Consider the following 23,681-nt stretch of genomic DNA (forward strand, 5'->3'; position numbering starts at 1 on the left):
TGTGGGAAAATAAGATTCGGGGGGAAAGCTCAAAAGTAACCAATTCGGGGCAGCCAAAGCGAATCTTCGCCCCGGTATTGCCGGCCCCGTTTGCCGGGCCGCTGCCGGGAAGCCGCGCGCCGGCCCTACATTTGGGGCCATGCAGGAGCTGAGTCAGTTGAAAGTGTACAAATTCGGCGGCGCCTCGGTGAAGGATGCCGCGGCTATCCGCAACCTGGGCCGCATCGTGGCCGAACATGGCCGGCCGGGGCCGCTGGTGATTGTGGTATCGGCCATGGGCAAGACCACCAACGCGCTGGAGGCGCTGCTGCAGCGGGCCCACGCCGGCCAGCCCTACGCTGCCGAGCTGACCCGGCTGCGCGACTTCCACGCCGATGTGGCCGCCGAGCTGGGCCTGCCCGCGGAAGAGTTGCTAAGCGAACTGCTGAACGGGCTGCAAACCCGGCTGCTGGCCGCCGCTGCCGTTTCTGCGGCCGATTTCGACCGGCACTACGACCAGGTAGTAAGTTTCGGCGAGTTGCTGGCCACGCGCATCGTAGCCGCGTTTCTGCAGGCCCGCTGGCTCGACTGCCGCCCATTTATCCGCACCGACGAAACCTGGCGCGAAGGCCGCCTCGACTGGGCCGCCACCGAAGCAGCGTTGCAAACCGCGCTACCGCTGGCAGAACTGGCGCAGGGCCCGCCGGTAGTCACGCAGGGCTTTGTGGGTGGCACGGCCGGCGGCCTCACCACCACGCTGGGCCGCGAGGGGTCCGACTTCACGGCCGCCATTCTGGCCTACTGCCTGGGCGCCGGGTCGGTTACCATCTGGAAGGACGTGGCCGGTCTGCTCAACGCCGACCCCAAAATATTCGCCGATACGGTGCGCTACCCGGAAATCAGCTACCAGGAAACCATCGAAATGGCCTACTACGGCGCCTCAGTTATTCACCCTAAAACCATCAAGCCGCTGGCTGTGCGCGGTATTCCACTGCTGGTCAAGTCGTTTCTCGACCCCGCGGCCGAAGGCACCCGCATCCACGACTGCCGCCACGGCTTGCTGGTGCCGGCCTTCATCCGCAAAACCGACCAGTGCCTGGTGTCCTTTGAGTCCAAGGAGCTGGACTTTATTTCGGAGGAAAACCTGGAGGTGATTTTCGGGGTGCTGGCCCAGGTGCGGCTGAAAATCCGGCTGATGCAGAACTCGGCCATCAGCTTTTCGGTGTGCACCGACTTTCTGCCCGCCCGCCTCGAACAGCTGCTGGCCCGGCTGCGCGAGCAGTTCACCATCCACTACAACACCGGCCTGGAGCTCTACACCATCAAAAACTACGACGCCCCCAGCCTGCAGCGCCTGACGGCTGGCCGCGAGCTGCTGCTGGAGCAGCGCACCCGCCAGACGTTTCAATTCGTGTGCCGGGGCGAGCCTGAACGTAATGAGCTGTCATCCTGAGCGCAGCGAAGGACCTTCTTACGGCAGCACTTTATATGTACAGCCATTTCGCTCATATAAAGTGCTGCCATAAGAAGGTCCTTCGCTGCGCTCAGGATGACAGTATATTTGCCCTTATTAGCACTCCATACTCTTCCCATGACTCCCGAATTCATCCTCGTAACGCCCCAGGTGCGGCCCCAGGTGGCCCTGATTCAACTCAACCGCCCCAAGGAGCTCAACGCCCTCAACCTGCAGCTGATGCAGGAAGTAGCCGCCGCCCTCCAGCAGCTTGACCAGGACCCCGAGGTGCGCGTAATCGTGCTCACGGGCAACGAGCGGGCCTTTGCCGCCGGCGCCGACATCAAGCAGATGGCCGGCCGCACCGCCATTGATATGCTGCTGATCGACCAGTTCAGCATCTGGGACCAGATTCGGCGCACCACCAAACCGCTCATTGCGGCCGTGTCGGGCTTTGCGCTGGGCGGCGGCTGCGAGCTGTGCATGACCTGCGACATGATTGTGGCCTCGGAAACGGCCAAGTTCGGACAGCCCGAAATCCGCATCGGCACCATGCCGGGCGCGGGCGGCACCCAGCGCCTCACGCGGGCCATCGGCAAGGCGCGGGCCATGGAAATGGTGCTCACCGGCGAGCCGATGAGCGCCGACGAAGCCGCCCGCCACGGCCTCGTGAACCGCGTGGTGCCGGTGGGCCAGTACCTGGAGGAAGCCTTCCGGCTGGCCGCCAGCATCGCCAAAATGTCGCCGGTAGCGGCCCGGCTGGCCAAGGAATCGGTGAACCGCGCCTTCGAAACCCACCTGGATGAGGGCCTGCACTTCGAGCGCAAGAACTTCTATATGACGTTTGCTTCCGAAGACCAGAAGGAAGGCATGGCCGCTTTCGTGGAGAAACGCCCGGCCGATTTTAAGGGCCGGTAGGTGGAGTGATGGGGTGAGGAGGTAATGGGGTGATGGGGTGAGGAGGCGGGAAAAGAGACGGGTCATTGCGAGCGGAGCGAAGCAATCCGTTTGCACAAAACGACAAGCCCCAAGAAGCGCGAAGTTCTTAACGCCAGCACTGACGCCAGGGCTTGACGCATTACAAGGGTTAGCACGTTGCTCCCACGGATTGCTTCGCTTCGCTCGCAATGACACCCCATTCTCCTCTCACCTCCTCACCCCATCACCCCTCAGATGAAACAAATTTTCCTTCGCAACGCTTATAGCCCTATCTTTGCGGAGAATCATTCTTATCTGTGTCCACTCACCATCACCACTCTCATCCGGCCCCGACGCCCGATCAGCTGCAGCAGCAACTGGCTGAGGCCGGGCTGCGGGCTACTCGCCAGCGCCTCCTGATTCTGGAAAGCCTGCTGGTGCTGCCCGGCCACCCCACCGCCGAGCAGGTGCACCAGCGCGTAACCGGGCAGTTGCCTTCCGTGTCGCTGGGCACTGTGTACAAGGCCCTCGATTCGTTTGTGGCCGCCGGCCTCACGCGCCGGGTGGCCTCGGCTGAGGGCTCGCGCCGCCGCTACGACGCCGATTGCAGCGAGCACCATCACTTGGTTTGCGCCGACACGCAGGAAATTATCGACTACTGCGACCCGCAGTTGGATGAGCTGATTCGGGACTTTTTCGCGGCCAAGGCGCTGCCGGGCTTCCAGCCCCACTCCTTCTCGCTGCACGTAACCGGCAGCCGCGTGGCCGACCCACCCCCCGCCGACTTGGCCCAGCACCCCGCCTGACACCGACTAGGGCCGGCAACGCTCTTTCCCCGATTTTGATGGCTGATTTGCTGCCCGCTTGCGGGTGGCGGTCGGCTTACGGACCAGCCGGTCCACTTATCTGTTCAACAATTCACTTTCACCCAATTTTTTAAAAGCACATGGCAGTTCTCGTTGGTAAGCGCGCTCCTTCTTTCAAAGCCACCGCCGTTATTGATGGCGAATTCGAGGAGGATTTCTCCCTCGACCGGTATTTGGGCAAGAAGCACGTTATTTTCTACTTCTACCCCGCCGACTTCACGTTCGTTTGCCCCACCGAAATCATTGCGTTCGAGGAGCGGCTGGCCGATTTTGAAGCCAAAGGCGTAGCCGTAGTAGGCTGCTCGACCGATACGCACTTCTCGCACTTCGCCTGGCTGCAGACGCCGCGCGACAACGGCGGCATCGAGGGCGTAACCTACCCGCTGGTGGCCGACGCCACCAAAACCATTGCCTCCAACTACGACGTACTCGGCGGCCACTACGACTACAACGAAGCCGGCGAAATGACTTTCATCGGCTCGCCCCTGGCCTACCGCGGCCTGTTTCTGATTGATAAGGACGGCATCGTGCGCCACCAGGTGGTAAACGACGGCCCGCTGGGTCGCAGCATCGACGAGGCCATGCGCATGGTGGATGCCCTGCAGTACTTCGAGGAGAAGGGCGAGGTGTGCCCCGCTAACTGGGAGGAAGGCAAGGAGGCCATGCAGGCCACCCGCGAAGGCGTAGCCAACTACCTCGGCAAGCAAGCCGCCCACTAAGTGATTTGGTGAGATGGTGAAATGGTGAGTTGCCGTTTCAAGGGCCTGCATGCGCCACCTGCGCCGGTAGAGCCGTTGAACATCAACTCATCATTTCACCACCTCACTATTTCGCCTATTTCACCATCTGCAAAGAAGCCTCTGCCTACCCGGGCGGGGGCTTTTTGCTGAAAATGGGTTGAAGGGCGTACTTTTGTGGCGGGCTGCTGCAAGCGGCCCCTTTCGTTTGCCTCCCTTCCCACCGTATTGCGCCTGCTGTATTCTTTTGGTCTGCGTTTGTATGCGCTGCTGCTGCGGCTGCTGAGCCCCTTCGTGCCCAAGGCCGCCGCCTGGACGGCCGGGCGGCGCGGGCTGCTGGGCCGCGTCCGGGAGGCGTTGCGCCACGAAACTGCGCCGCGGGTGTGGTTCCATTGCGCCTCGCTGGGCGAGTTCGAGCAGGGCCGCCCGCTGATGGAGGCCTACCGCGCCGAGTACCCCGACCACAAGCTGGTGCTCACCTTCTTCTCGCCCTCGGGCTACGCGGTGCGCCACAACTGGCCGGGCGCCGATTACGTGTTCTACCTGCCCCTTGATACGGCCGCCAACGCCCGCGCTTTTCTGGAGGCCGTGCAGCCCCGGCTGGCCGTGTTCGTGAAGTACGAGTTCTGGCATTACTTTCTGCGCGAACTGCAGCGGCAAGCCATTCCGGCTATCTGCGTGTCGGCCATTTTCCGGCCCGAGCAGGTGTTTTTCCAGCCCTGGGGCGGTTTCTTCCGCCGGATTCTGGGCTCCTTCACGCATATTTTCACCCAAAACCAGGCCTCGGCCGACCTGCTGCGCGGGGCCGGCCTGACCCAGGTGAGCGTGGCCGGCGACACCCGCTTCGATACGGTGGTGCGCACGGCTTCGGCCCCGCCCCGGCCCCTGCCGCTGGTCGAGGCCTTCACCGACGACTGGTGCCCGGTACTGATTGTGGGCAGCAGTTGGTCGGAAGATTTGGCCATCCTTGCGCCCCTGCTGCAGAAATATGAACAGGAACTGCGCTTTATTGTGGCCCCGCACGAAATCAGCGAAGCCAACCTGCGGCGGGTAGAAGCCATGCTGCCCGGCCAGGTACTGCGCTACTCGCAGGCGCAGGCCGCCACCGTGGCCCAGGCCCGGGTGCTGCTGATTGACAATGTAGGCCTGCTCAACTCGCTCTACCGCTTCGGCCACTTCGCCTACATCGGCGGCGCGTTCGGCAAGGGCCTGCACAATACGCTCGAAGCCGCCGCGTTTGGCCTGCCGCTGTTTTTCGGGCCCACCTACCACAAGTTTCAGGAGGCCCAGGATTTGGTAAAGCTGGGCTGCGCCTTCCCCGTAACTTCCTCCGATGAGCTGCTGAAGGCCTTTGGATTGCTCTACTACCGCGAGGAAGCCCGCCTGCAGGTGCAGGACCAGAGCCTCGACTACGTGCACGACCACAGCGGCGCCACCCAAAAAATTATGCGCTGGGTGGAAGGTGAGGTGGTGAGATGGTGAAATGGTGAGTTTGACGTTCAGGAGCCCTAGCATCCTGCGCTTGCGAAAGGCCTTATCCCGCAAGCACGACAGGCGTCCCAACGACTCATTCGCACTCTCATCGTCCGCCCGTGACAAGGCCTCTCGCAAGCTCAGGAAAATAGGTTATCAAACTCCTCACTTCACCAAATCACTATTTCGCCTCAACATGACCGGAACCATTGTTAGATCAACGGGCTCGTGGTACGTGGTGCGCGAAGTCAGCACCGGCAAGTTTCACCACTGCCGGCTGCGGGGCAAGTTCAAAAACCAGGGCCTGAAGGTGAGCAACCCGCTGGCCGTAGGCGATGAGGTGGAGTTTACGGTGGAAGAGCAAACCGAAGGCGCGGGCGTAATCCACCATATTGCGCCGCGCCGCAACTACATCATCCGCCGCTCGGTGCACAAAACCGAGCACGCCCACATCGTGGCCGCCAACCTCGACCAGGCCCTGCTGGTGGTTACGCTGGCCTCACCGGCTACCTCGTTTGGGTTCATTGATAGGTTTCTGGTGACGGCCGAGGCCTACCATATTCCGGTGCGGCTGCTGTTCAACAAAACCGACCTCTACGACGACGACCTGAACGACTACCAGGGCCAGATTCAGGGCCTCTATGAAAGCCTGGGCTACCCCGGCCTGCGCTGCTCGGCCCTCACCGGCGAGGGCCTGGCCGACATCGACGCCCTGCTCGACGGCCGCGTGTCGCTGCTCTCGGGCCATTCGGGCGTGGGCAAGAGCACGCTCATCAACGCCCTAGTGCCCGACCTCGACCTGAAAACGGCCGAAATCAGCCAGTTCTCCGACAAAGGCGTGCACACCACCACTTTCGCCGAAATGCTCGAAGTGCGCCCCGGCACCTACCTCATCGACACGCCCGGCATCAAGGAGCTGGGCCTCGTGGATATGAAGGCGGGCGAGCTGGCCCACTACTTCCCCGAAATGCGCGCCCTGCTCAACCAGTGCCGCTACCACAACTGCCAGCACCTGCACGAGCCCGGTTGCGCCGTCCGCGAAGCCGTGGACAAGGGCCGCATTGCCCTGCCCCGCTACGACAGCTACGTGAGCATGCAACAGGGCGAAGACAACAGGAAATGAGTTCTTTGAGCTGTTAGCTGAGAGCTTACAGCTGTTAGCCACCGTTCTGCTAAAGCCGCTTGTTTTGGCCTCATCCACCAACAAAAAGCGCCAACCCGCAGTGGGTTGGCGCTTTTTATTTTGAACTTGCAGAACGAAAGCTGTCAGCTAATAGCTATAAGCTAACAGCTCAAAAATCAAACATCAATCTTGGCGTACTTGGCGTTCTGCTCGATGAAGTCGCGGCGGGGGGCTACCTCGTCGCCCATCAGCATCGAGAACAGGTGGTCGGCTTCGGCGGCCGAATCGACGGTTACCTGCTTGAGCGAACGGGTAGAAGGCTGCATGGTGGTGCTCCAGAGCTGCTCGGCGTTCATCTCGCCCAGACCCTTGTAGCGCTGCACGTTCACCGATTCGGGCTTGCCGCGGCCCATTTCTTCCTGGGCAGCCATGCGCTCCTCCTCGGTCCAGCAGTAGCGCTCCTCCTTACCCTTCTTCACCAGATACAGCGGCGGCAGGGCAATGTAGATGTAGCCCCGATCTACCAGCTCGCGCATGTAGCGGAAGAAGAAGGTCAGGATCAGCGTCCGGATGTGCGAGCCGTCGATGTCGGCGTCGGTCATGATGATGACCTTGTGGTAGCGCAGCTTTTTGATGTTGAGCGCCTTGGAATCAGCCTCGATACCCAGTTCCGGGTCGGCCGCCACGCCGAAGCTCACGCCCAGCGCCGTAATCATGTTCCGGATTTCCTCGTTTTCCAGAATGCGGTGCTCCTGGGCTTTCTCCACGTTGAGGATTTTACCTCGCAACGGCAGAATAGCCTGGAAGGCGCGGTTGCGGCCCTGCTTGGCCGTGCCGCCGGCCGAGTCGCCCTCTACCAGGTACAACTCGCAGATTTCGGGGTCCGACTCCGAGCAGTCGGCCAGCTTACCGGGCAGCGAGGTGGAACCGAGCACCGACTTGCGCTGCACCATTTCGCGGGCTTTGCGGGCGGCAATGCGGGCCTTGGCGGCCAGAATCACCTTCTCGACGATGATGCCGGCCTCCTTGGGGTTTTCCTCCAGGTACTGGGCCAGAATCTCGCCCACGGCGGTATTCACGGCGCCGTTCACCTCGTTGTTGCCCAGCTTGGCTTTGGTCTGGCCCTCAAACTGGGGCTCGGCCACTTTCACCGAAATAACGGCTGTGAGGCCCTCGCGGAAGTCCTCGCCCGAAATTTCCACCTTGGCCTTTTCCAGCTTGCCCGACTTGTCGGCGTAGGCCTTGAGCGTGCGCGTGAGGGCCGAGCGGAAGCCGGCTACGTGGGTGCCGCCCTCGTGGGTGTTGATGTTGTTGACGTAGGAAAAGATGTTCTCCTGGTACGAGTCGTTGTACTGCAACGCCACTTCTACCGGCGTAATGCCCTTCTCGTTGATTACGTGGATGGGGGCCGGCATCAGGGCGTGGCGCTCGGTGCCGTCGAGGTACTGCACGAATTCGGCCAGGCCGCCGGTCGAGAAGAACTCGTCGTTGCGGAACTCGGCGCCGTTTTCGCCCGGCTCGCGACGGTCGGTAAGCGTGAGGCGGATGCCGCTGTTCAGAAACGACAGCTCGCGCAGACGCGAGGCAATGGTGGCGTACTTGTAAACGTGCTCGGAGAAAATGGTGTCGTCGGGCAGGAACTCCACCTGGGTGCCGTGCTCGTCGGTGGTTCCCAACTCCCTCACCGGGTACTGCGGAATACCGATTTTGTACTCCTGCTCGTACACTTTGCCGTTGCGGCGCACGGTTACTTTCAGGTCCTGGCTGAGCGCGTTCACGCAGCTCACGCCCACGCCGTGCAGGCCGCCCGATACCTTGTAGGAGTCCTTGTCGAACTTGCCGCCGGCGTGCAGCACCGTCATCACCACTTCGAGGGCCGAGCGGCCTTCTTTCTCGTGGAAATCGACGGGAATGCCGCGGCCGTTGTCGCGGACGGTGATGGAGTTGTTTTCGTTGATGGTAACGTGGATGGTGTCGCAGTGGCCGGCCAGGGCTTCGTCAATGGAGTTGTCGACCACTTCCCACACCAGATGGTGCAGGCCCCGGATGCCGGTGTCGCCGATGTACATCGACGGGCGTTTGCGCACGGCTTCGAGCCCTTCGAGTACCTGAATGCTATTGGCCGAGTACTCGGCGGGGGCTACTTTTTCAGTGATTTCGCTCATATAACAAAAGGGGTTCAGCGCGGAGTGCGTAAGTAGGCAAAGATACCGAAAAAATCCGGTTTTTGCCAGCGCCGGGGCCGGTTTTGCCCGGTGTCGCGAGAGGTTCAGCAGCCCGCCTTTTTCCACGTTTTCAAGGTTTAAAAACAACGGAACGGCGACCTCCGAATCTAAAAGCAGAACGCCCGCTTTGGGGGCGGGCGTTCTGCGTTGAAGTCAATTTGGCGGCCGGCTTTAGAACGGCGGCGGGCCGTCGTCGAAATTGCTGCGCGGGAAGGGCTTCGGGTCGGCGGGCGGGCCGTCGTTGTTGATGCGCGAGCCCAGCCGGATGGTGTTGGGCGCAAAGCCGCCCCCCGCCTGGTCGTCGTCGAAGGTGCTGCTGGGGAAGGCGCTGGGATTGAAGCCGCCGTCGTCGAAGCCCCCGCCGCCATCGAGGTCGGCGAACTTGGTGAACTTGCCGATGAACTTGAGCTGCACGGTTTCCAAGGAGCCGTTCCGGTGCTTGGCAATAATCACCTCGCCCGTGCCCTGGGTGGGGTTGCCCATCTCGTCCTCCGTGATTTTGTAGTACTCGGGGCGATAGAGGAAGATAACCATGTCGGCGTCCTGCTCAATCGAACCCGATTCGCGCAGGTCACTGAGCTGGGGCTTTTTGTCGCCGCCGCGGGTTTCCACCGAGCGCGAAAGCTGCGAGAGGGCCAGCACGGGCACGTTCAGTTCCTTGGCAATGCCCTTGAGGGCCCGCGAGATGGAGGCAATTTCCTGTTCGCGGTTGCCGCCGCCCTTGCCGTCGGTGTTGCCGGTCATCAGCTGCAGATAGTCGATGATAATCATCGAAATATCGTGGTGAGCCTTCAGGCGGCGGCACTTGGTGCGCAGTTCCCGGATGCTGAGGCCGGGCGTGTCGTCGATGTAAATCGGGGCCGACGAAAGGTTGGATATTTTGTGGTTGAGCTGGGCCCACTCGTAGTCGGCCAGGTTGCCCTTCTTGATTTTCTCCGAATCCAGTTCCGCCTCGGCCGAAATCAGACGATTCACGAGCTGCAACGACGACATTTCGAGTGAGAAAATAGCCACCGGCTTCTTGAACTCGACGGCCGCGTTGCGCATCGCCGACACCACGAACGCCGTGTTGTGCGTCACGGTGCAATCGGCCAGCAGAAACAGCCGGTTGCCGTCGATGCTGAAGCCGTAGTAATCGTCCTCCTTATCGAACTCCACCGAAATGTCCGTCATCCGCCAATCGACCACCGAGGCCCAGGGCTGGGCCTTTTTGCGGGCCACGCGCACCGGCACGCAGTTGATGTCGCCGTAGATGCGCACGCGGTATACCTCGCTCTCGTAACCGATGGCGCTGATAGCGGCCCGCTTCTTTTTCAGCGAGGTGCGGAAGCCCAAAGAGTCGGCCAGGAACTTGATCTGGCGGGCCAGGCGCTGGTTTTTCCGGGTGATTTCGTAGCCGTTACTCACCGGGTCGAGGTGGCCATCGGAGTCGATGAGGCCGGCCAGCAGCAACAGGCGGTTTTCGCGGCTGTTGCTGAGGTAAGCCTGCGGGATGTGCTTGTTGCCGAGCAGGTCTAGCTGGCGCAGCTCATCCTGCACCGAATACTGGGCGAGGCTGCCGCCCTGCCCACCGCGGGTGATGCCGTAGCTGTTGCAGCGGTCCGCTACCTCCCCCACCGTTACCTGCATGTTCAGCTCGGCGGCGTACTCGTGCAGGTAGTTGATGATTTCCGGGTCCTGGCCCGTGATGCGGCAATTACCGGAAGCGCCGTCGCCCAGCCACAACCCCAAGAAATACGGGGCCAGGGGCAGCTCCTGCGCCGCATATTCTACGGGTACCTTGTAGCCCTTGTAGTTCGAGCGGAACTTGGGGCTTTTCTGCAACCAGTCGCGCACCTCAATATTGAGCACGTCGCCGTGGCGGTGCGGGCCCTCGGTGCGGCTGCGCTTGAGCGAGAGAATGTGGCTTTCGTTGACGCGGTAGGCCTCGCCCTTGTTCTGGCGCACCCAATACATGTTTTCGCGGCCCCGGGCAATATTCAGCACCCGGCGCGGGGTCGAGTCGTCGCCCATCAGCAGCTCGCCCTCGCGCACGTCCTCTACGTTGCGCAGCGTGCCGTCGAACATGAGCACTTTGGTGCCTTTGCCCAGACACTTGCCCATGCCCGGCCGCGCTGCAATAATCACCAGGTCAGATGGTTGCCAGCCGCTGGTTACGCGGTCGAGGGCCGAGAAGCCCGAGGGCACGCCGGTCAGGCCGTCCTTCTGGTCCTTCTTTTCTTCCAGCTCCTTGATGGCCTTGCCCATCAGGCTGCGCATGTCGTCGAAGTTCTTGCGGATGTTCGACTCCGACACCTCGAACAGGGCCTGCTCGGTGGAATCGAGCAGGTTGAACACGTCGGTGGTATCCTCGAAGGCGTCGCGCTGGATGGTGCTGGCAATGTTGATGAGCTCCCGCTTGATGGCGTTTTCGGTGATGATGCGGGAGTGGTACTCGATGTTGGCCGCCGAGTTGACCTTAAACGTGAGCTGGGCCACGTAGTGCGTGCCGCCGGCGGCTTCCAGCTCGCCCATCTCGCGCAGCTCGTGCGTGACGGTGAGGATGTCAATCGGCTCCGACTTGTCGAACAGATTGAGGATGGCCTTGAAGATGCGCTGGTGGCCGTCCTTGTAAAAGCTCTGGGGCTTGAGGATGTCGATAACCGTGGTCAGGGCATCTTTTTCGAGCATGAGCGCGCCCAGCACGGCGGCCTCCAGCTCCAGGGCCTGGGGCGGCAGCTTGCCCGCCGGACCGCCTACCGGCAGGTGGGCCGGGCGGCTGTTCCAGGCCGCTTTAGCCCTTGAACCTGCTTGTTTGAGGCGGTCGTCCATCCGGTCGTTCATCTAAAAAATACACTACAAGGTAAGCAGACCGGACGAGTTTCGCGGCGGTTTTTTCGTGGCCGGTTTCCCGGCCCGGCGCGGCTGTTCGGCCAAAGGGCTACAAAGCTAACGGCTGGGCCTTACAATCCGGGAACGGCAGCAAAGGTTTCTTTTGGGGGACTACAGAACTTCGCAGAACGTCATTCAGAGCGCAGCGAATAATCTCGCTCGGGTTCGTTGAACGACAACCGGACAGGGACACCACGCGAGATTCTTCGCTGCGCTCTGAATGACGTTCTGCGAAGTTCTGCAGTCCCCTCAACAACCCCAAACTGCTACCTTTGTCATCCTTACTTCTGCTGACTTATGGCCTCTGCTGCTGCTCCTGCTGCTCCCTCTTCGCTCCACCGCCTGCACCTGATTGCTACCGGCGGCAGCATCATGCACAACCTGGCGCTGGCCCTGCACCGGCGCGGCGCCCACGTTACGGGTTCCGACGACGAGATATTCGAGCCCGCCAAGGGCCGGCTGGCGGCGGCCGGGCTGCTGCCCGAAGCGGAGGGCTGGTTCCCGGAGAAAATCACGGCCGACCTCGACGCGGTAATCGTGGGTATGCACGCCCGGGCCGACAACCCCGAGCTGCTGCGGGCCCAGGAGCTGGGGCTGCGGGTGTACTCGTTTCCGGAGTTTATTTATGAGGCTTCGCGCGACAAGCAGCGCATCGTCATTGGCGGCTCGCACGGCAAAACCAGCATTACCTCGCTTATTCTGCACGTGCTGCGCTACCACGGCCGGCAGTTCGATTACGCCGTGGGGGCCCAGCTGGAGGGCTTCGAGTTGATGGTCCAGCTCACCGACGAGGCGCCCATCATCATCATTGAGGGCGACGAGTACCTGGCCTCTCCGATCGACCGGCGACCCAAGTTTCACCTGTATCAGCACCACATCGGCGTTATTTCGGGCATCAGCTGGGACCATATCAATGTGTTCCCGACCGAGGAAATCTACCGCGAGCAGTTCAAAATCTTCGCCGAGATGACGCCCAAGGCCGGTGTGCTGATTTACGACCGCGACGATGCGCAGACCCAGTTGGTAGCCGTGCCCGCCAACCCCGATGTGAAGTACATCGGCTACGGCCCCCACGAGAATGTGGTGCGCGCCGGCCAGACCTTCCTCATCACTAAAAAAGAAGAGGAAGTGCCGATTCAGGTGTTCGGCGAGCATAACCTGCGCAATATTTCGGCTGCCCGGGAAGTGTGCAAGCAGCTCGGCATCAAGGGCAAGGAGTTTTACGAGGCGCTGGGCTCGTTTAAGGGCGCGGCGCGGCGGCTGGAGCTGGTGCGCGAGGGAACGGGCTCGGTGGTGTACAAGGATTTCGCCCACGCCCCAAGCAAGCTCAAAGCCACGGCCACGGCTTTTAAGGCACAGTTCCCCAGGCGGCGGCTGGTGGCCTGCCTGGAGCTGCACACGTTCAGCTCGCTCAACCCCGAATTCCTGCCCCAGTACGCCCACACCTTCGATGCGCCCGATGTGGCCGTGGTGTACTTCAACCCGCAGGTGCTGGCCCATAAACGCCTGCCCGCCCTGCCGCCCGAGGCCGTGCAGGCCGCTTTCCAGCGCCCCGACCTGCGCGTGTTCACCGACAGCGCGGAGCTGGCCGATTTCCTGCACGCCCAAAACTGGCAGGACGCCAACCTGCTGATGATGTCGTCGGGCACCTTCGACGGGCTCGATTTGGCCGCGTTGGCCGAGCAGGTGGTGGCGTAGAGCCTTGGCGTCGCGCCTTGGTGGCGCCTCACCCCCTAGCCCCCTCTCCGAAAAAGGAGAGGGGGGACTAGTTTCTAAATTCTAGTCTAGCCACGGCTGCTTTAGAAAGCTAGTGGCTAGTCTCCCCTCTCCTTTTTCGGAGAGGGAGCTAGGGGGTGAGGCGCCCCGTAAGGCGCCGCTTGAGAACAAAAAAGCGCCGGCCAAATTGGCCGGCGCTTCTGGTTTTCAACGACGTTGAAAAAAATTACTTGGCCAGGGGCAGGATAACGCCGTCGATAACGTGGGTGACGCCGTTGCTCGAAATCACGTCGGCTACCTGCACGGTGGCGGGGGCGTCTTTGCCGTTGCCGACCATTACCACGCCGTCTTTCACCATCACCTTCAGCTTCTCACCGTTCACGGTGGTCAGCTCCTGGCCGTCCTTCAGGTCCTGGGCCACGAGGCGGCCGGGGATGACGTGGTAGGTGAGTACGGCGGCCAGCTTGTCTTTGCTTTCGGGCTTGAGCAGGCCGGCCAGCGCGCCGTTGGGCAGCTTATCGAAAGCGGCGTTGGTGGGCGCGAAAACCGTGAACGGGCCGGGGCCGGAGAGCGTGCCGTCGAGGCCGGCGGCCTGCACGGCCTTCACCAGCGTGCTCACGCTGGAGGCCATCACGGCGTTCTGCACGATGGTGTTGGTGGGCAGCATGGCTACGCCATCCACCATTACGCCCTCGGGCTTGCCCATGCGGGCGTCGTCGGCCATCATAGCCGTCGAGTCGACGGTGGTGGCCGTGGTGGTGTCGGTCGTGGCGGTGGTGGTTTCGGTGGTGGCGGTGTCGCCGCAGCTGGCGAGGCCGAAGCTGAGGGAGCCGGCCGCCAGCAGGGCCAGGGTAGAAGAGCGCAGAAGCTTGTGCATGAAAGAGGAAAAAGGGAAGTAGAGAAACGGCTCTCACCTTCCGGTGGAGCTTACGGACCTACGAACCATTAGCGAATCCGGATGTTTGAGCGCGTGCTAAATTCCTACCTTTGCCCGGCCGGCGGCAACCCGCGCCGGCCGGGGGCGTAAGGCCCCTGAGACTCCCTTTCCACCCCGTATTTCCATTGATCATCTCCACAGCCAACCCATGAAAACTGCCGAAATCCACACCAGTAAGGGCGTTATGAAGGTCGAGTTCTACGACCAGGACGCCCCCAACACCGTCAAGAACTTCACCGATCTGGCCGAGAAAGGCTTCTACGACGGCCTCAAGTTTCACCGCGTGATTCCCAACTTCGTGATTCAGGGCGGCTGCCCCAACTCGCGCGACGGCGCCAAGGGCACGCCCGGCACCGGCGGCCCGGGCTACAAAATCGACTGTGAGCTCAACGGCGACCACCAGTACCACGAGCGCGGCGCCCTGAGCATGGCCCACGCCGGCCGCAACACCGGCGGCTCGCAGTTCTTCATCGTGCACTCGCGCGACAACACCGCCCACCTCGACCGCAACCACACCGTGTTCGGCAAAGTGGTAGAGGGCCTCGACATCATCGACCAGATCAAGGCCAACGACGAAATCGAGAAGATTGTGGTGAGCGAGCAGGCCTAAACCGGCCCGTTCGCATTAGCTCACTTCCCCCAAAATCCCCCGCTTGCTGCTGCAGGCGGGGGATTTTTTTAGGCACGCAATCGGTGTAGATGCGGCGCGGCCACAACTCCGCCGTAAGGGCCGCGTACACTTCAGGGCAGCTTGCTTTTTAGCTGTCTTTTTTCTTCGATATGACCATTTCCATCCATACCCCCCGCTTACTTTCCTCCTTCGTGCTGGGCGCGGCCCTGCTGCTGGGCAGCGCCAGCTGCACCCTATTTAAGTCCGACATGGATTCGAGCAACCCCGTGGTAGCCGCCCAGGCCGGGCGCGTGTCGGACCTGCGCAACCAGGTGAAAGACCAGGAACGGCTCGTCGACACGGAGCGGGCCAAGCTCAAGTCGCTCAAGTACCAGCTCAAAAGCGCCGAGCAGGAACTCAAGGCCCGCAAGATTTAAGCCTTTGAGGAGGCCTGACACACAAAACGCCCCGCGCACTAATAAGTACGCGGGGCGTTTTCAGATTCGTTCGGCTCCCCCTCTCCCCAAGGAGAGGGGGCCGGGGGGGGAGGTGCTACCGGCGGCGGCCGCGGCGGGGCTTTTCCTCTTCGTCGTCCTCGTCTTCGTCGTCATCTTCGCCGAAGGAGGGCATGGTGAACATGCTGCTGAGCAGGTCCTTGAACTGGGCTCCTGCCGTGAGGCGGTTGCGCGAAATCAGGCTGTACTCGCTCAGGCCGTGGAGCAGGAACTCCATCAGGAAGTAGGTGGTGTCGGCGTCCTCGTTGGGGTGCAACTCCGTTACGATGTCGCGCAGGCCGGGCACCTGGTCGAGGGCGGCGTGGTAGTCTTTCGTGCTCAGGTCGTGGAGCAAATCCACGGTGTGGCCCTGGCCGAACCACTCCTGCACCGTTTTGTAGGGCGAGGGGCGGCCTTTGAGCTTCTTGGCCTTGTCGGGGTCGGGGAAGTATTGCAGAAACAGCGTGCGGATGGCCTTGCCCATGAGCTTCTCGGCCACGATACCCGCGCCCTCCTGCTCGCCCTCGTACACCAGCTCCACCTTGCCCGTTACGGCCGGCACAGCGGTAATAAAGTCGCTCACGCGCACGTAGGTGGTCTTTTCGCCGTTTACCAGCGCCCGGCGCTCGGCCCCGGCCACCACCTGCTCGTAGGCCGAGATGGTGAGGCGGGCCGACACGCCGCTCTTGGCATCCACGAACTCCGAACCGCGGGCCTCCACGGCCACCTGCTCCACTAGGTCGGCCACGATTTCGTTGAGCGTCACCAGGCCCCGCTGCTCTTCCTTGATGCGGGCCTCTTGCTGGGTGATGCGCTTGCCGATTTCGATGCTCTTCGGGTAGTGGGTGATAATCTGGGCGTCGATGCGGTCCTTGAGGGGTGTAACGATGGAGCCGCGGTTGGTGTAGTCCTCGGGGTTGGCCGTGAATACGAACTGCAAATCCAGCGGCAGCCGCACCTTGAAACCCCGAATCTGGATGTCGCCTTCCTGCAGAATATTGAACAGCGACACCTGAATGCGGGCCTGCAAGTCGGGCAGTTCGTTGATAACGAAAATGCCCCGGTGCGCCCGCGGAATCAGGCCGAAGTGAATCACGCGCTCATCCGAGTACGGCAGTTTGAGCGTGGCGGCCTTGATGGGGTCGGCGTCGCCAATCAGGTCGGCCACCGACACGTCGGGCGTGGCCAGCTTCTCGGTGTAGCGGTCGGCGCGGGGCAGCCAGGCCACGGGCGTATCGTCGCCTTTCTCGGCAATCAGGTTCTTGGCAAACACGCTCAGCGGCTGCATCGGGTCGTCGTTGAGCTCCGAGCCTTCCACCATCGGCACGTACTCATCGAGCAGGCCAATGAGCAGGCGGGCAATACGGGTTTTGGCCTGGCCCCGCAAGCCCAGCAGGTTGATGTGGTGGCCAGCCAGAATAGCGCGCTGCAACTCCGGAATCACGGTTTCTTCGTAGCCGAAGATGCCGGGAAACACGTCTTCGCCGCTTTGCAGCTTCTTGATAAGGTTGTCGCGCAATTCCGTTTTCACGGAGCGGGGCTCGTAGCCGGATTTCTTGAGGGCCCCGAGGGTGGTAATCTGCTGCAACTGGTCAGCGGAAAGCGAATCGTATGCGGGCATATAGAGGGAAGAAGGGTACGGGTGTGGGTTGGAAAGGGGGCGACAGTAACGCGAACTTTGCAGTTCGCGCCCTTGCACCTCCAGAATTGTTGGAACGGCGCGGGGACGCGAACTGCAAAGTTCGCGCTACTGCGCTACTGTCGCCGTCCGGGCTACAAACTCTTGCGGCGGTTTTTCTTGTAATCCTCGAAAATCAGGTGGCCCAGGCCTTTAAGGCTGGAGTAGTAGGCCTTGCCCTGGTTGACTTCGGTAAACTCCTCCACGAAGCGCTTCAGGTAGGGGTCGTCGGCAATCATGAAGGTGGTGATGGGCACTTTGAGACGGCGGGCGGCGGCGGCCAGGTTCAGGGTTTTGTTGATGACTTTGCGGTCGAGCCCGAACGAGTTTTTGTAGTAGCCGCCGGCTTCTTTCAGGCAGGTGGGCTTGCCGTCGGTAATCATGAAGATCTGCTTGTTGCTCGTTTTGCGCTTGCGCAGCAGATCCAGGGCCAGCTCCAGGCCGGCCACGGTGTTGGTGTGGTAGGGGCCCACCTGCAGGTAGGGCAGCTCCTTCACCTCAATCTGCCAAGCATCGTTGCCGAACACAATCACGTCGAGGAAATCCTTGGGGTACTTCTGCTTCACGAGCTCAGCCAGCGCCATAGCCACCTTTTTGGCGGGCGTGATGCGGTCCTCGCCGTACAGAATCATCGAGTGCGAAATGTCAATCATGAGCACCGTGCTGGTCTGGGTTTTGTGCTCGTTCTCGCGCACCTCCAGGTCGCCCTCGGTCAGCATGAAGTCGTCGCCGCCCCCGATGCCGTGGTTGAGCTGGGCATTGCGGATGCTCTCGGTCATCGAAATCTGGTCGAGCGAGTCGCCGAACCGGAATTCGCGCATGTCGGTGCTCTGCTCGTCGCCCTGGCCGGTGTGGGGCGTGCGGTGGTTGCCGGTGCCCGATTTCTTAAGCTTGCCGAAGATTTCCTCCAGCGCCGACTTGCGGATTTTCTGCTCGCTCTTGGCCGTAATCTCGAAGGAGCCCGGCTCCTGCGGGTTTTCGTCGATGTAGCCCTTCTTCTTGAGGTCCTCGATGAAGTTACCCATGCCGTAACCGTCGTCGGTCAGGCCATACTGCTTGTCGAGCTCATTGAGCCAGGAAAGCGCCTCACCCACATCACCGCTGGTGATGGTAACGAGTTGCATGAATATCTTGAACAGGGAGTCGAAGCCCTTGTCGGTCGTTTCTTCGGGCACATAATCCCGGAATCGGAAGCCTGCGGACATAGGAAAGTAGTGGGGAGAAGCGGCGGCGGAACTTAGCCGCACTAGGCCCAACACGCCCCGCCGGCGGAATGTTTCTTGGGGCTATCAGTTCAGAGCGCCCAGAGTACCCAGGGCTGAAGCCCTGGGCTAGTCAGCGCCTCCCTCCTTCCGTAGCCCAGGGCTTTAGCCCTGGGGCCCTGGTCCGATTGGCAATTAAATCAGCGCCGCGACCAGGCGCGTACCAGCGCCGTGCGGGCTGCTTTCAGCTGGCGCACCGGCCAAGGCAGCCGATTGAGCGTGATGCTCAGGAACGGCGTTTTTACCGACCCGAAACTGGCGTAGAACCTATCGAGGCTGGGCACCTGGGGCGACTCGAAATCGAAGCGCAGGGGCTGGCCGGCATAGTGTTGGAATAGCGCATCGATAATAACCGATATGGCCCGCTGCTCTTTACCCCGCCGGCTGGAGCTGTTGAACAGGTAAATGAGCTGGCCATTGAACTTCCACAGCAGCACGGCCGCTACCACTTCGCCGGCCGGCGTGCAGGCCTGCCACATTTCGGCCATGCCGCGCTGCTGAGCGGCCGCGTACAGGGCCCGCAACAGCGGATACTCGTAAGCCTCGCCTGTCATCCCGGCAATGTTGGCGGCCGTGTTTTCCGCAAACAGCCGGATCATGGTTTCCAGCGCTTCGGGTCCGGTGGCTGGCGCTACGCGCAGGTCGTAGGCCCGGGCCTGGCGTAGCTGCCGGCGGCGGCTGGCGTGGTAGCCGGCCGCCAGCTTCGGGTAGGCCGGTTGCAGGTCTATATAATAGGTATGGAGTTCAGCCTTGCCGAAAACAGCCAAAGACGGCTCGGCGGCCAGCCCGTTGTTGGCCGTGTTGAAGGCATAACGGGTGATAAAGCGGAACTCCTGGCGTAGCAACGCCCCGATTTGCTGCCAGTCGGTGGCCATGGGGGCTTCGCGGCTGAACAGGCCCAGCTGCTGCGTAAACACCGGCTGGCGCAGAAAGCGCAGCCCGAACTTCGCATGCACCGGCAACGGCAGCCCGGCCACGTAGCGGCCCTGCGCATCGTGCTGCACCAGCGCCGCCCAGCCCGGCGACACCAGGTCGAGGTACCAGCTGAGCGCGTAGATCAGGCCGTTGGGAGCGGCCGTAATCAGCGCATCCCACTGGACGCGGTCAAGGTTTTCAGGGCCAACGTATCGGAACATGACGGAGCGCGGGTTTTAGCGGCGGCTAAACATCCGGCAAAGATGCACGTTTAGCCCTATCGGCGCGGCGGCCCGGCTTCGGGCGGCGGCAGTCGCATCTATACCGCCTTCTTTTTTTGCCCAATGAAAGCCATCTGGAACAACACCGTCGTAGCCGAGAGCAACGACACCGTAGTGGTCGAAAACAACCACTATTTCCCCGCCGATTCCATTAAAAAGGAGTATTTCGAGGACAGCATTGCCCATACCAGCTGCCCCTGGAAGGGCCGGGCCAGCTACTACTCGTTGCGGATTAATGGTGAGCTGAACAAGGACGCAGCCTGGTTCTACCCCGATCCCAAGGAGGCTGCCGACCACATCCGGGGCCGTGTGGCTTTCTGGAAGGGCGTGCGGGTAGAGGCCTGACGGTCTGCCGACTTCGACAAGTGCAAAATGGGCGTTAAACCGGGTATTTAAGGCTGCTGAGCCCTGCTACAACCAGAAAATACAACTCAATCTTTGTACATTGCGTTAAATCCGTGCACATCCTCTCCCGGATAGCGCTGTATTCCCGGCAGTAGTCGGGGTTATCCTTGCATCTTCCCTAATTTTTCACCTATGCGTATTTCTTCTCTCTCCTGCTTGCTGCTGGCCGCCGGTGTTGCCTCCGCTACCCTGTCATCCTGCGATTCCACGCGCCAGGTAGCTTCTACCGAGTCGTCGTCGAGCCCGTTGCCTTCTACGCCCGCCATCGACGAGGGCGACGTAACCTTCAACCAGGAAGTAACCCAGGGCGAGTACCGCTTCCAGGTGAAAACCTTCGGCTCGGATGCCTCGCGCGTTATGAGCATCCGCTCCTACCGCGGTTCTTCGCTCACCACCGACCCCATCCGCACCTCGGTAACGGGCGCCGTGACCAGCGTTATGGCGGCCGACATGAACGGCAATGGCAAGCCTGAGCTGTACGTGATGACCGACAACAAGAAAGCCAACGGCGGCCTCTACGGCTTCGAGTTCACCGATCGGGGCTACGCTCCTATTTCGATGCCCGGCGCCCCTGCCGGCGCGGCCGGTACGGGCTATATGGGCCAGGATACTTACCAGATCAGCGGCAACAAGCTCATCCGTACCTTCCCCATCACTCCCGCCGACGGCACCCCCTCCACCGGCAACCGCACCGTTGAGTACACGCTCGACAGCAACGGCAAGCTGGTAATGGGCCAGTCGATGGACCGCTAGAGCTTAGAGCTTAGAGCTATATGTAAAATGCCCCGCCGTGGTTACGGCGGGGCATTTTTTGGTGGACGTCGGAAGGCTGGTGGGGCTAGTCAATCCACTTGAACCGGTACTCCAGCTTCGGTACGGGCATGCGGTCGGCCACGCGGCGCAGGCGGTTGGGTAGGGCCACGATGTAGTCGCGGGCCTTTTCGGCGGCGGCGTTCAGGTCGGTCATCTGCTCAATCTTCCAGTCCTGGATGAGCGTGTCGAGGATTTCGGTGTAGTCGTGGCTGGTGTACACGCCCAGACGCTGGGCCGCATCGGTGAAGTGGCCGAAGGTTTTGCCCATTTCCACGCCCATCTCGCGCATGTAGTGCGCCGGCATCACGATTTTCTTGCGCATCATATCCTCGAAGGCCAGCATCATTTCGGACGGGTCGGCTTCGAAAATCTTCTCAACGAAGGTTTTGTACACGCGGGCGTGGCGGTTTTCGTCGCCCGCAATCATGCCGCAGAGCTTGGAAAGCTGGTCGTCGCCGGCGGTGCGGGCCAGTTGGCCCACGCGGCGGTGCGAGATGTTGGTGGCCATTTCCTGGTACGAGGTGTACACAAAGGCCCGGTACGGGTCGTGGGCCGTGCCCAGGTCGAAGCCGTCGTTGATCAGGTACTGGGTGCTGACCTCGAACTCGCGCATGTTTACGCGGCCCGTGAGGTAGAGGTAGCGATTGAGCAGGTCGCCGTGGCGGTTTTCCTCGGCCGTCCAGCCCCGGATCCACTGAGCCCAGCCGTTGTCGGGGTTGCGGTTGAGGTCGTCGAGCTCGTGGAACCAAGCCTCGTAGTTGGGCAGGGCTTCCTCGGTAATGGTGTCGCCGATGAGCACGGCCAGCAGGTCGTAGCTCAACCCGCCGGCCCGCTCGCGCAGCAGCTTCACTTCATCAAAAAACGTTTCCTGGCGCGAATCGGGCAAAAAGTCAGAAGGCTGCCAGCTGGTTTCCACGCTCTTGAGAAACGTGTTCATGTTTTCTTTCAGGAAGCCTTCCATGCTCTGGAGAACTTCGCTACGGGAGATGACAGAAGCGGTAATCATGGCGGGAGGAGATTGAGAGAGTGCTGTAAAATGCTAAAGATATATACTTACTACACCCCAGCCGCTAAATACCTTCCTTTCCAGCTATACAAAATTATGGCCTTTCGGCGGCCTACAGGGCGGTACAGCTTGCTATATAGAGCCTTATAGCTGAAGCAGGGGCCACCGGATCAGCCATTGGTACAAGGCGGCAACCGGGCACCACGGCGGCCAGCCGGGCATTGAGCAAGCCAGCCGTCGCGGGCGTAAGCATCCAGGCCACATCGGGCCGCCGCGCCAGCCGCGCCAGCGCCGGCCCGAAGGCGCGGGTGCCGGTGAGGGCCATCAGCAGCTGCGGCTGCGCGGGACTGTAGGTGGTCCAGCCATTGAGTACAAGCAGCCGGGGCGGGCCAGTCAGCCAGGGTTGCAGCGCGAAGGGCGAGGCGGACTTGTACGTATCGGCCAGCCCATCGGTTACCAGCACCGCGTGGCCCCGGGCGGCGGCTAGCAGCTGGTGGCGCTGCTGCTGGTTGGCGGCCCGCTCCCGCGCCAGTACCTGGGTGCGGTGGCCGGTTTTGTAGGCGTAGGCGGCCGCGGCCACCAGCAACGCCAGCCCCGCCAAGCGGACCGCCCCGGTCAGGGGCCAGCGCGGCAGCAGGCCGTGGCGCATCACAAACACGAGGTTGGCCAGGCCCCAGAAATCGAGCAGCGGCAGCGCACCGCGGGGCGGTAGCTTCAGCAGCGTGCCTAGTCCCAGCAGCAACGCCCCGAACCCTACTTGTACCACCCAGAACTGCTGCTGCCCCGCCGGCCGGATCCGCCCCACGGCTAGCGCCGACAGCCCCAGCAATAGCAGCAGTGGGAAATAGTCGCGCCCCAGGGCCAGCAGCGTGCGGGCCAGCTTGGCCGGGGCCGTGTGGCGCAGGTAATCGGCGGGCCGCACCTGCATCACGCGCCCGAAAAAGGCTTCATTGGTGAGGCTGGAATCAGAATACATCCAGCGGCGAGCGGCGGCCAGGGCGAGGCGGTCAGTGGAGTCGGCGAGGTGACGGGCGGGCGGGGCGGTGCTCAGGCGGTAGTCGTTGAACAGGGCCACTTGCGAATCAAAGTGGCGGTAGGCGGCGGTGGTTTCGCCGCGGCCTGCTACCAGCGCCAGCGCTCCAACAACCAGCAACTGGCCACCCAGCACACCTAACGCCGGCCGGCCGGCCAGCCACCAGGCGGCGGGGGTGGCGGCCAGCAGCCCCAGCAGCGCCCCACCGGGTCGGATGCCGGCGGCCGCAGCGGCCAGCAGCAGCCCCGGTACCAGTATACGCCAGCCCCATTGCCGGTACCGGGTGGCTGTGTAGAGCAGCGCGGCCCCGGCCAGCAGCAGCGGTACGCGGCTGTAATTGAACCAGAAGCCGTGCTCCAACCAAGCCAACCCAAACAGCCCGACCAGCACCGCCACCCGCGGGCCCGGCCGCAGATACGGCCGCAGCAGCTGGTTTACTACGGCCCCCACCAGCACGGTAGCCACGTACAGCAGTCCGTAGAGTGTGATTCCGTACCAGGGCACTAGCGGCCAGGTCGCGTAGAGCCGACTCCAGAGGGCCGCGTAGCCGTGAAAATACAAGTACAGGTCCGTCTGCGGGCCGGCCGTAGAGGCCCCGCGCACCATGCTCAGAATGGCCAGGTCGTCGTTGGTTTCGAAATACGTGCCCAACAGGCCGCCGCTGAGCAGCAACAGCCCCAGGGGCAGCAATAATATCCAGAGCCGACGACGCATACGCCGCAAGGTAGCATTCGGTAAGTGAGTGAACCCATCTGTCATCCTGAGCGCAGCGAAGGACCTATACAGAAGGTATTGACTGATGTTAGCCTCTGTATAGGTCCTTCGCTGCGCTCAGGATGACAGTACCTCCCTCATTCCCCATTCCCCTCTACCTTGCGGCGGTGAA

The 23,681-nt window shown here is 61.9% G+C and carries 19 protein-coding genes; 11 read left to right on the top strand and 8 right to left on the bottom strand.

All coding sequences use genetic code 11. The annotated features are described in order from the left end of the window. Window positions 1-139 precede the first annotated feature (139 nt). From H145_RS0106370 to rsgA, 6 genes are all read left to right on the top strand, one after another. Window positions 140-1,432: an aspartate kinase gene (locus tag H145_RS0106370; protein ID WP_019947306.1), complete on the top strand. Its 1,293-nt coding sequence runs from the start codon at window positions 140-142 to the stop codon at window positions 1,430-1,432. Window positions 1,433-1,570: 138 nt separating this feature from the next. After that, entirely contained in the window at window positions 1,571-2,350 is a 780-nt protein-coding gene (locus H145_RS0106375; RefSeq protein ID WP_019947307.1) for an enoyl-CoA hydratase-related protein, read from the top strand. 317 nt (window positions 2,351-2,667) lie between these two features. Continuing rightward, the gene (locus H145_RS20230) at window positions 2,668-3,156 is read left to right on the top strand and encodes a Fur family transcriptional regulator (RefSeq protein WP_019947308.1); all 489 of its coding nucleotides are present in this window, start codon (window positions 2,668-2,670) and stop codon (window positions 3,154-3,156) included. A 140-nt stretch (window positions 3,157-3,296) separates the two neighbouring features. Continuing rightward, window positions 3,297-3,935 (top strand): peroxiredoxin, encoded by a 639-nt coding sequence (locus H145_RS0106385; protein WP_019947309.1) that lies wholly within the window; start codon window positions 3,297-3,299, stop codon window positions 3,933-3,935. Between the two features lie 246 nt (window positions 3,936-4,181). Continuing rightward, window positions 4,182-5,435, top strand: coding sequence for a 3-deoxy-D-manno-octulosonic acid transferase (locus H145_RS0106390; RefSeq protein WP_019947310.1), 1,254 nt, complete (start codon window positions 4,182-4,184; stop codon window positions 5,433-5,435). A 187-nt stretch (window positions 5,436-5,622) separates the two neighbouring features. Further along, window positions 5,623-6,549 carry a ribosome small subunit-dependent GTPase A gene (gene rsgA / locus H145_RS0106395; RefSeq protein ID WP_026351301.1) on the top strand — a complete coding sequence of 309 codons (927 nt, stop codon included), beginning with the start codon at window positions 5,623-5,625 and terminating at the stop codon, window positions 6,547-6,549. Window positions 6,550-6,725: 176 nt separating this feature from the next. On the opposite strand, the gene gyrB is transcribed toward rsgA, so the two are convergent. Together gyrB and dnaB are read right to left on the bottom strand one after the other, a co-directional pair. Then, window positions 6,726-8,714: a DNA topoisomerase (ATP-hydrolyzing) subunit B gene (gene gyrB / locus H145_RS0106400; RefSeq protein ID WP_019947312.1), complete on the bottom strand. Its 1,989-nt coding sequence runs from the start codon at window positions 8,712-8,714 to the stop codon at window positions 6,726-6,728. Window positions 8,715-8,945: 231 nt separating this feature from the next. After that, window positions 8,946-11,597: a replicative DNA helicase gene (gene dnaB, locus H145_RS0106405; RefSeq protein WP_019947313.1), complete on the bottom strand. Its 2,652-nt coding sequence runs from the start codon at window positions 11,595-11,597 to the stop codon at window positions 8,946-8,948. A gap of 345 nt (window positions 11,598-11,942) precedes the next feature. Here dnaB and H145_RS0106410 point away from each other — a divergent pair, with 345 nt between their 5' ends. Continuing rightward, window positions 11,943-13,343, top strand: a complete 1,401-nt coding sequence (locus H145_RS0106410) for a UDP-N-acetylmuramate--L-alanine ligase (protein WP_019947314.1) — start codon at window positions 11,943-11,945, stop codon at window positions 13,341-13,343. A 244-nt stretch (window positions 13,344-13,587) separates the two neighbouring features. Here the strand turns inward: H145_RS0106410 and H145_RS20235 are convergent, their stop codons facing one another. Further along, window positions 13,588-14,238, bottom strand: a complete 651-nt coding sequence (locus tag H145_RS20235) for a fasciclin domain-containing protein (protein WP_019947315.1) — start codon at window positions 14,236-14,238, stop codon at window positions 13,588-13,590. Between the two features lie 208 nt (window positions 14,239-14,446). Here H145_RS20235 and H145_RS0106420 point away from each other — a divergent pair, with 208 nt between their 5' ends. Together H145_RS0106420 and H145_RS0106425 are read left to right on the top strand one after the other, a co-directional pair. Continuing rightward, entirely contained in the window at window positions 14,447-14,908 is a 462-nt protein-coding gene (locus H145_RS0106420) for a peptidylprolyl isomerase (protein ID WP_019947316.1), read from the top strand. Window positions 14,909-15,078: 170 nt separating this feature from the next. Further along, window positions 15,079-15,345 (top strand): hypothetical protein, encoded by a 267-nt coding sequence (locus H145_RS0106425; protein ID WP_019947317.1) that lies wholly within the window; start codon window positions 15,079-15,081, stop codon window positions 15,343-15,345. A 115-nt stretch (window positions 15,346-15,460) separates the two neighbouring features. Here the strand turns inward: H145_RS0106425 and H145_RS0106430 are convergent, their stop codons facing one another. The 3 genes from H145_RS0106430 to H145_RS0106440 all read right to left on the bottom strand — a co-directional run bounded on the left by H145_RS0106430 (window position 15,461) and on the right by H145_RS0106440 (window position 19,478). Further along, window positions 15,461-17,023: a sigma 54-interacting transcriptional regulator gene (locus tag H145_RS0106430; protein WP_019947318.1), complete on the bottom strand. Its 1,563-nt coding sequence runs from the start codon at window positions 17,021-17,023 to the stop codon at window positions 15,461-15,463. 152 nt (window positions 17,024-17,175) lie between these two features. Further along, window positions 17,176-18,285 (bottom strand): vWA domain-containing protein, encoded by a 1,110-nt coding sequence (locus tag H145_RS0106435; protein ID WP_026351302.1) that lies wholly within the window; start codon window positions 18,283-18,285, stop codon window positions 17,176-17,178. Between the two features lie 197 nt (window positions 18,286-18,482). Continuing rightward, the gene (locus H145_RS0106440) at window positions 18,483-19,478 is read right to left on the bottom strand and encodes a GNAT family N-acetyltransferase (protein WP_019947320.1); all 996 of its coding nucleotides are present in this window, start codon (window positions 19,476-19,478) and stop codon (window positions 18,483-18,485) included. 123 nt (window positions 19,479-19,601) lie between these two features. Here H145_RS0106440 and H145_RS0106445 point away from each other — a divergent pair, with 123 nt between their 5' ends. Both H145_RS0106445 and H145_RS0106455 read left to right on the top strand, forming a co-directional pair. Further along, window positions 19,602-19,883 carry a DUF427 domain-containing protein gene (locus H145_RS0106445; protein ID WP_019947321.1) on the top strand — a complete coding sequence of 94 codons (282 nt, stop codon included), beginning with the start codon at window positions 19,602-19,604 and terminating at the stop codon, window positions 19,881-19,883. Between the two features lie 192 nt (window positions 19,884-20,075). Further along, window positions 20,076-20,696 carry a hypothetical protein gene (locus H145_RS0106455; RefSeq protein ID WP_157541274.1) on the top strand — a complete coding sequence of 207 codons (621 nt, stop codon included), beginning with the start codon at window positions 20,076-20,078 and terminating at the stop codon, window positions 20,694-20,696. A gap of 85 nt (window positions 20,697-20,781) precedes the next feature. On the opposite strand, the gene H145_RS0106460 is transcribed toward H145_RS0106455, so the two are convergent. Continuing rightward, window positions 20,782-21,762 carry an acyl-ACP desaturase gene (locus H145_RS0106460; protein WP_026351303.1) on the bottom strand — a complete coding sequence of 327 codons (981 nt, stop codon included), beginning with the start codon at window positions 21,760-21,762 and terminating at the stop codon, window positions 20,782-20,784. 112 nt (window positions 21,763-21,874) lie between these two features. Further along, entirely contained in the window at window positions 21,875-23,509 is a 1,635-nt protein-coding gene (locus tag H145_RS0106465; RefSeq protein ID WP_157541277.1) for a hypothetical protein, read from the bottom strand. Window positions 23,510-23,681 lie beyond the last annotated feature (172 nt).

This window comes from Hymenobacter aerophilus DSM 13606 (assembly GCF_000382225.1).
Lineage (GTDB): Bacteria > Bacteroidota > Bacteroidia > Cytophagales > Hymenobacteraceae > Hymenobacter > Hymenobacter aerophilus.

Coding starts and splice junctions, on each gene's coding strand:
- H145_RS0106370 (WP_019947306.1), top strand. CDS start 140: ATGCAGGAGCTGAGTCAGTTGAAAGTGTACAAATTCGGCGGCGCCTCG.
- H145_RS0106375 (WP_019947307.1), top strand. CDS start 1,571: ATGACTCCCGAATTCATCCTCGTAACGCCCCAGGTGCGGCCCCAGGTG.
- H145_RS0106385 (WP_019947309.1), top strand. CDS start 3,297: ATGGCAGTTCTCGTTGGTAAGCGCGCTCCTTCTTTCAAAGCCACCGCC.
- rsgA (WP_026351301.1), top strand. CDS start 5,623: ATGACCGGAACCATTGTTAGATCAACGGGCTCGTGGTACGTGGTGCGC.
- gyrB (WP_019947312.1), bottom strand. CDS start 8,714: ATGAGCGAAATCACTGAAAAAGTAGCCCCCGCCGAGTACTCGGCCAAT.
- dnaB (WP_019947313.1), bottom strand. CDS start 11,597: ATGAACGACCGGATGGACGACCGCCTCAAACAAGCAGGTTCAAGGGCT.
- H145_RS0106410 (WP_019947314.1), top strand. CDS start 11,943: ATGGCCTCTGCTGCTGCTCCTGCTGCTCCCTCTTCGCTCCACCGCCTG.
- H145_RS20235 (WP_019947315.1), bottom strand. CDS start 14,238: ATGCACAAGCTTCTGCGCTCTTCTACCCTGGCCCTGCTGGCGGCCGGC.
- H145_RS0106420 (WP_019947316.1), top strand. CDS start 14,447: ATGAAAACTGCCGAAATCCACACCAGTAAGGGCGTTATGAAGGTCGAG.
- H145_RS0106425 (WP_019947317.1), top strand. CDS start 15,079: ATGACCATTTCCATCCATACCCCCCGCTTACTTTCCTCCTTCGTGCTG.
- H145_RS0106430 (WP_019947318.1), bottom strand. CDS start 17,023: ATGCCCGCATACGATTCGCTTTCCGCTGACCAGTTGCAGCAGATTACC.
- H145_RS0106435 (WP_026351302.1), bottom strand. CDS start 18,285: ATGTCCGCAGGCTTCCGATTCCGGGATTATGTGCCCGAAGAAACGACC.
- H145_RS0106440 (WP_019947320.1), bottom strand. CDS start 19,478: ATGTTCCGATACGTTGGCCCTGAAAACCTTGACCGCGTCCAGTGGGAT.
- H145_RS0106445 (WP_019947321.1), top strand. CDS start 19,602: ATGAAAGCCATCTGGAACAACACCGTCGTAGCCGAGAGCAACGACACC.
- H145_RS0106455 (WP_157541274.1), top strand. CDS start 20,076: ATGCGTATTTCTTCTCTCTCCTGCTTGCTGCTGGCCGCCGGTGTTGCC.
- H145_RS0106460 (WP_026351303.1), bottom strand. CDS start 21,762: ATGATTACCGCTTCTGTCATCTCCCGTAGCGAAGTTCTCCAGAGCATG.
- H145_RS0106465 (WP_157541277.1), bottom strand. CDS start 23,509: ATGCGTCGTCGGCTCTGGATATTATTGCTGCCCCTGGGGCTGTTGCTG.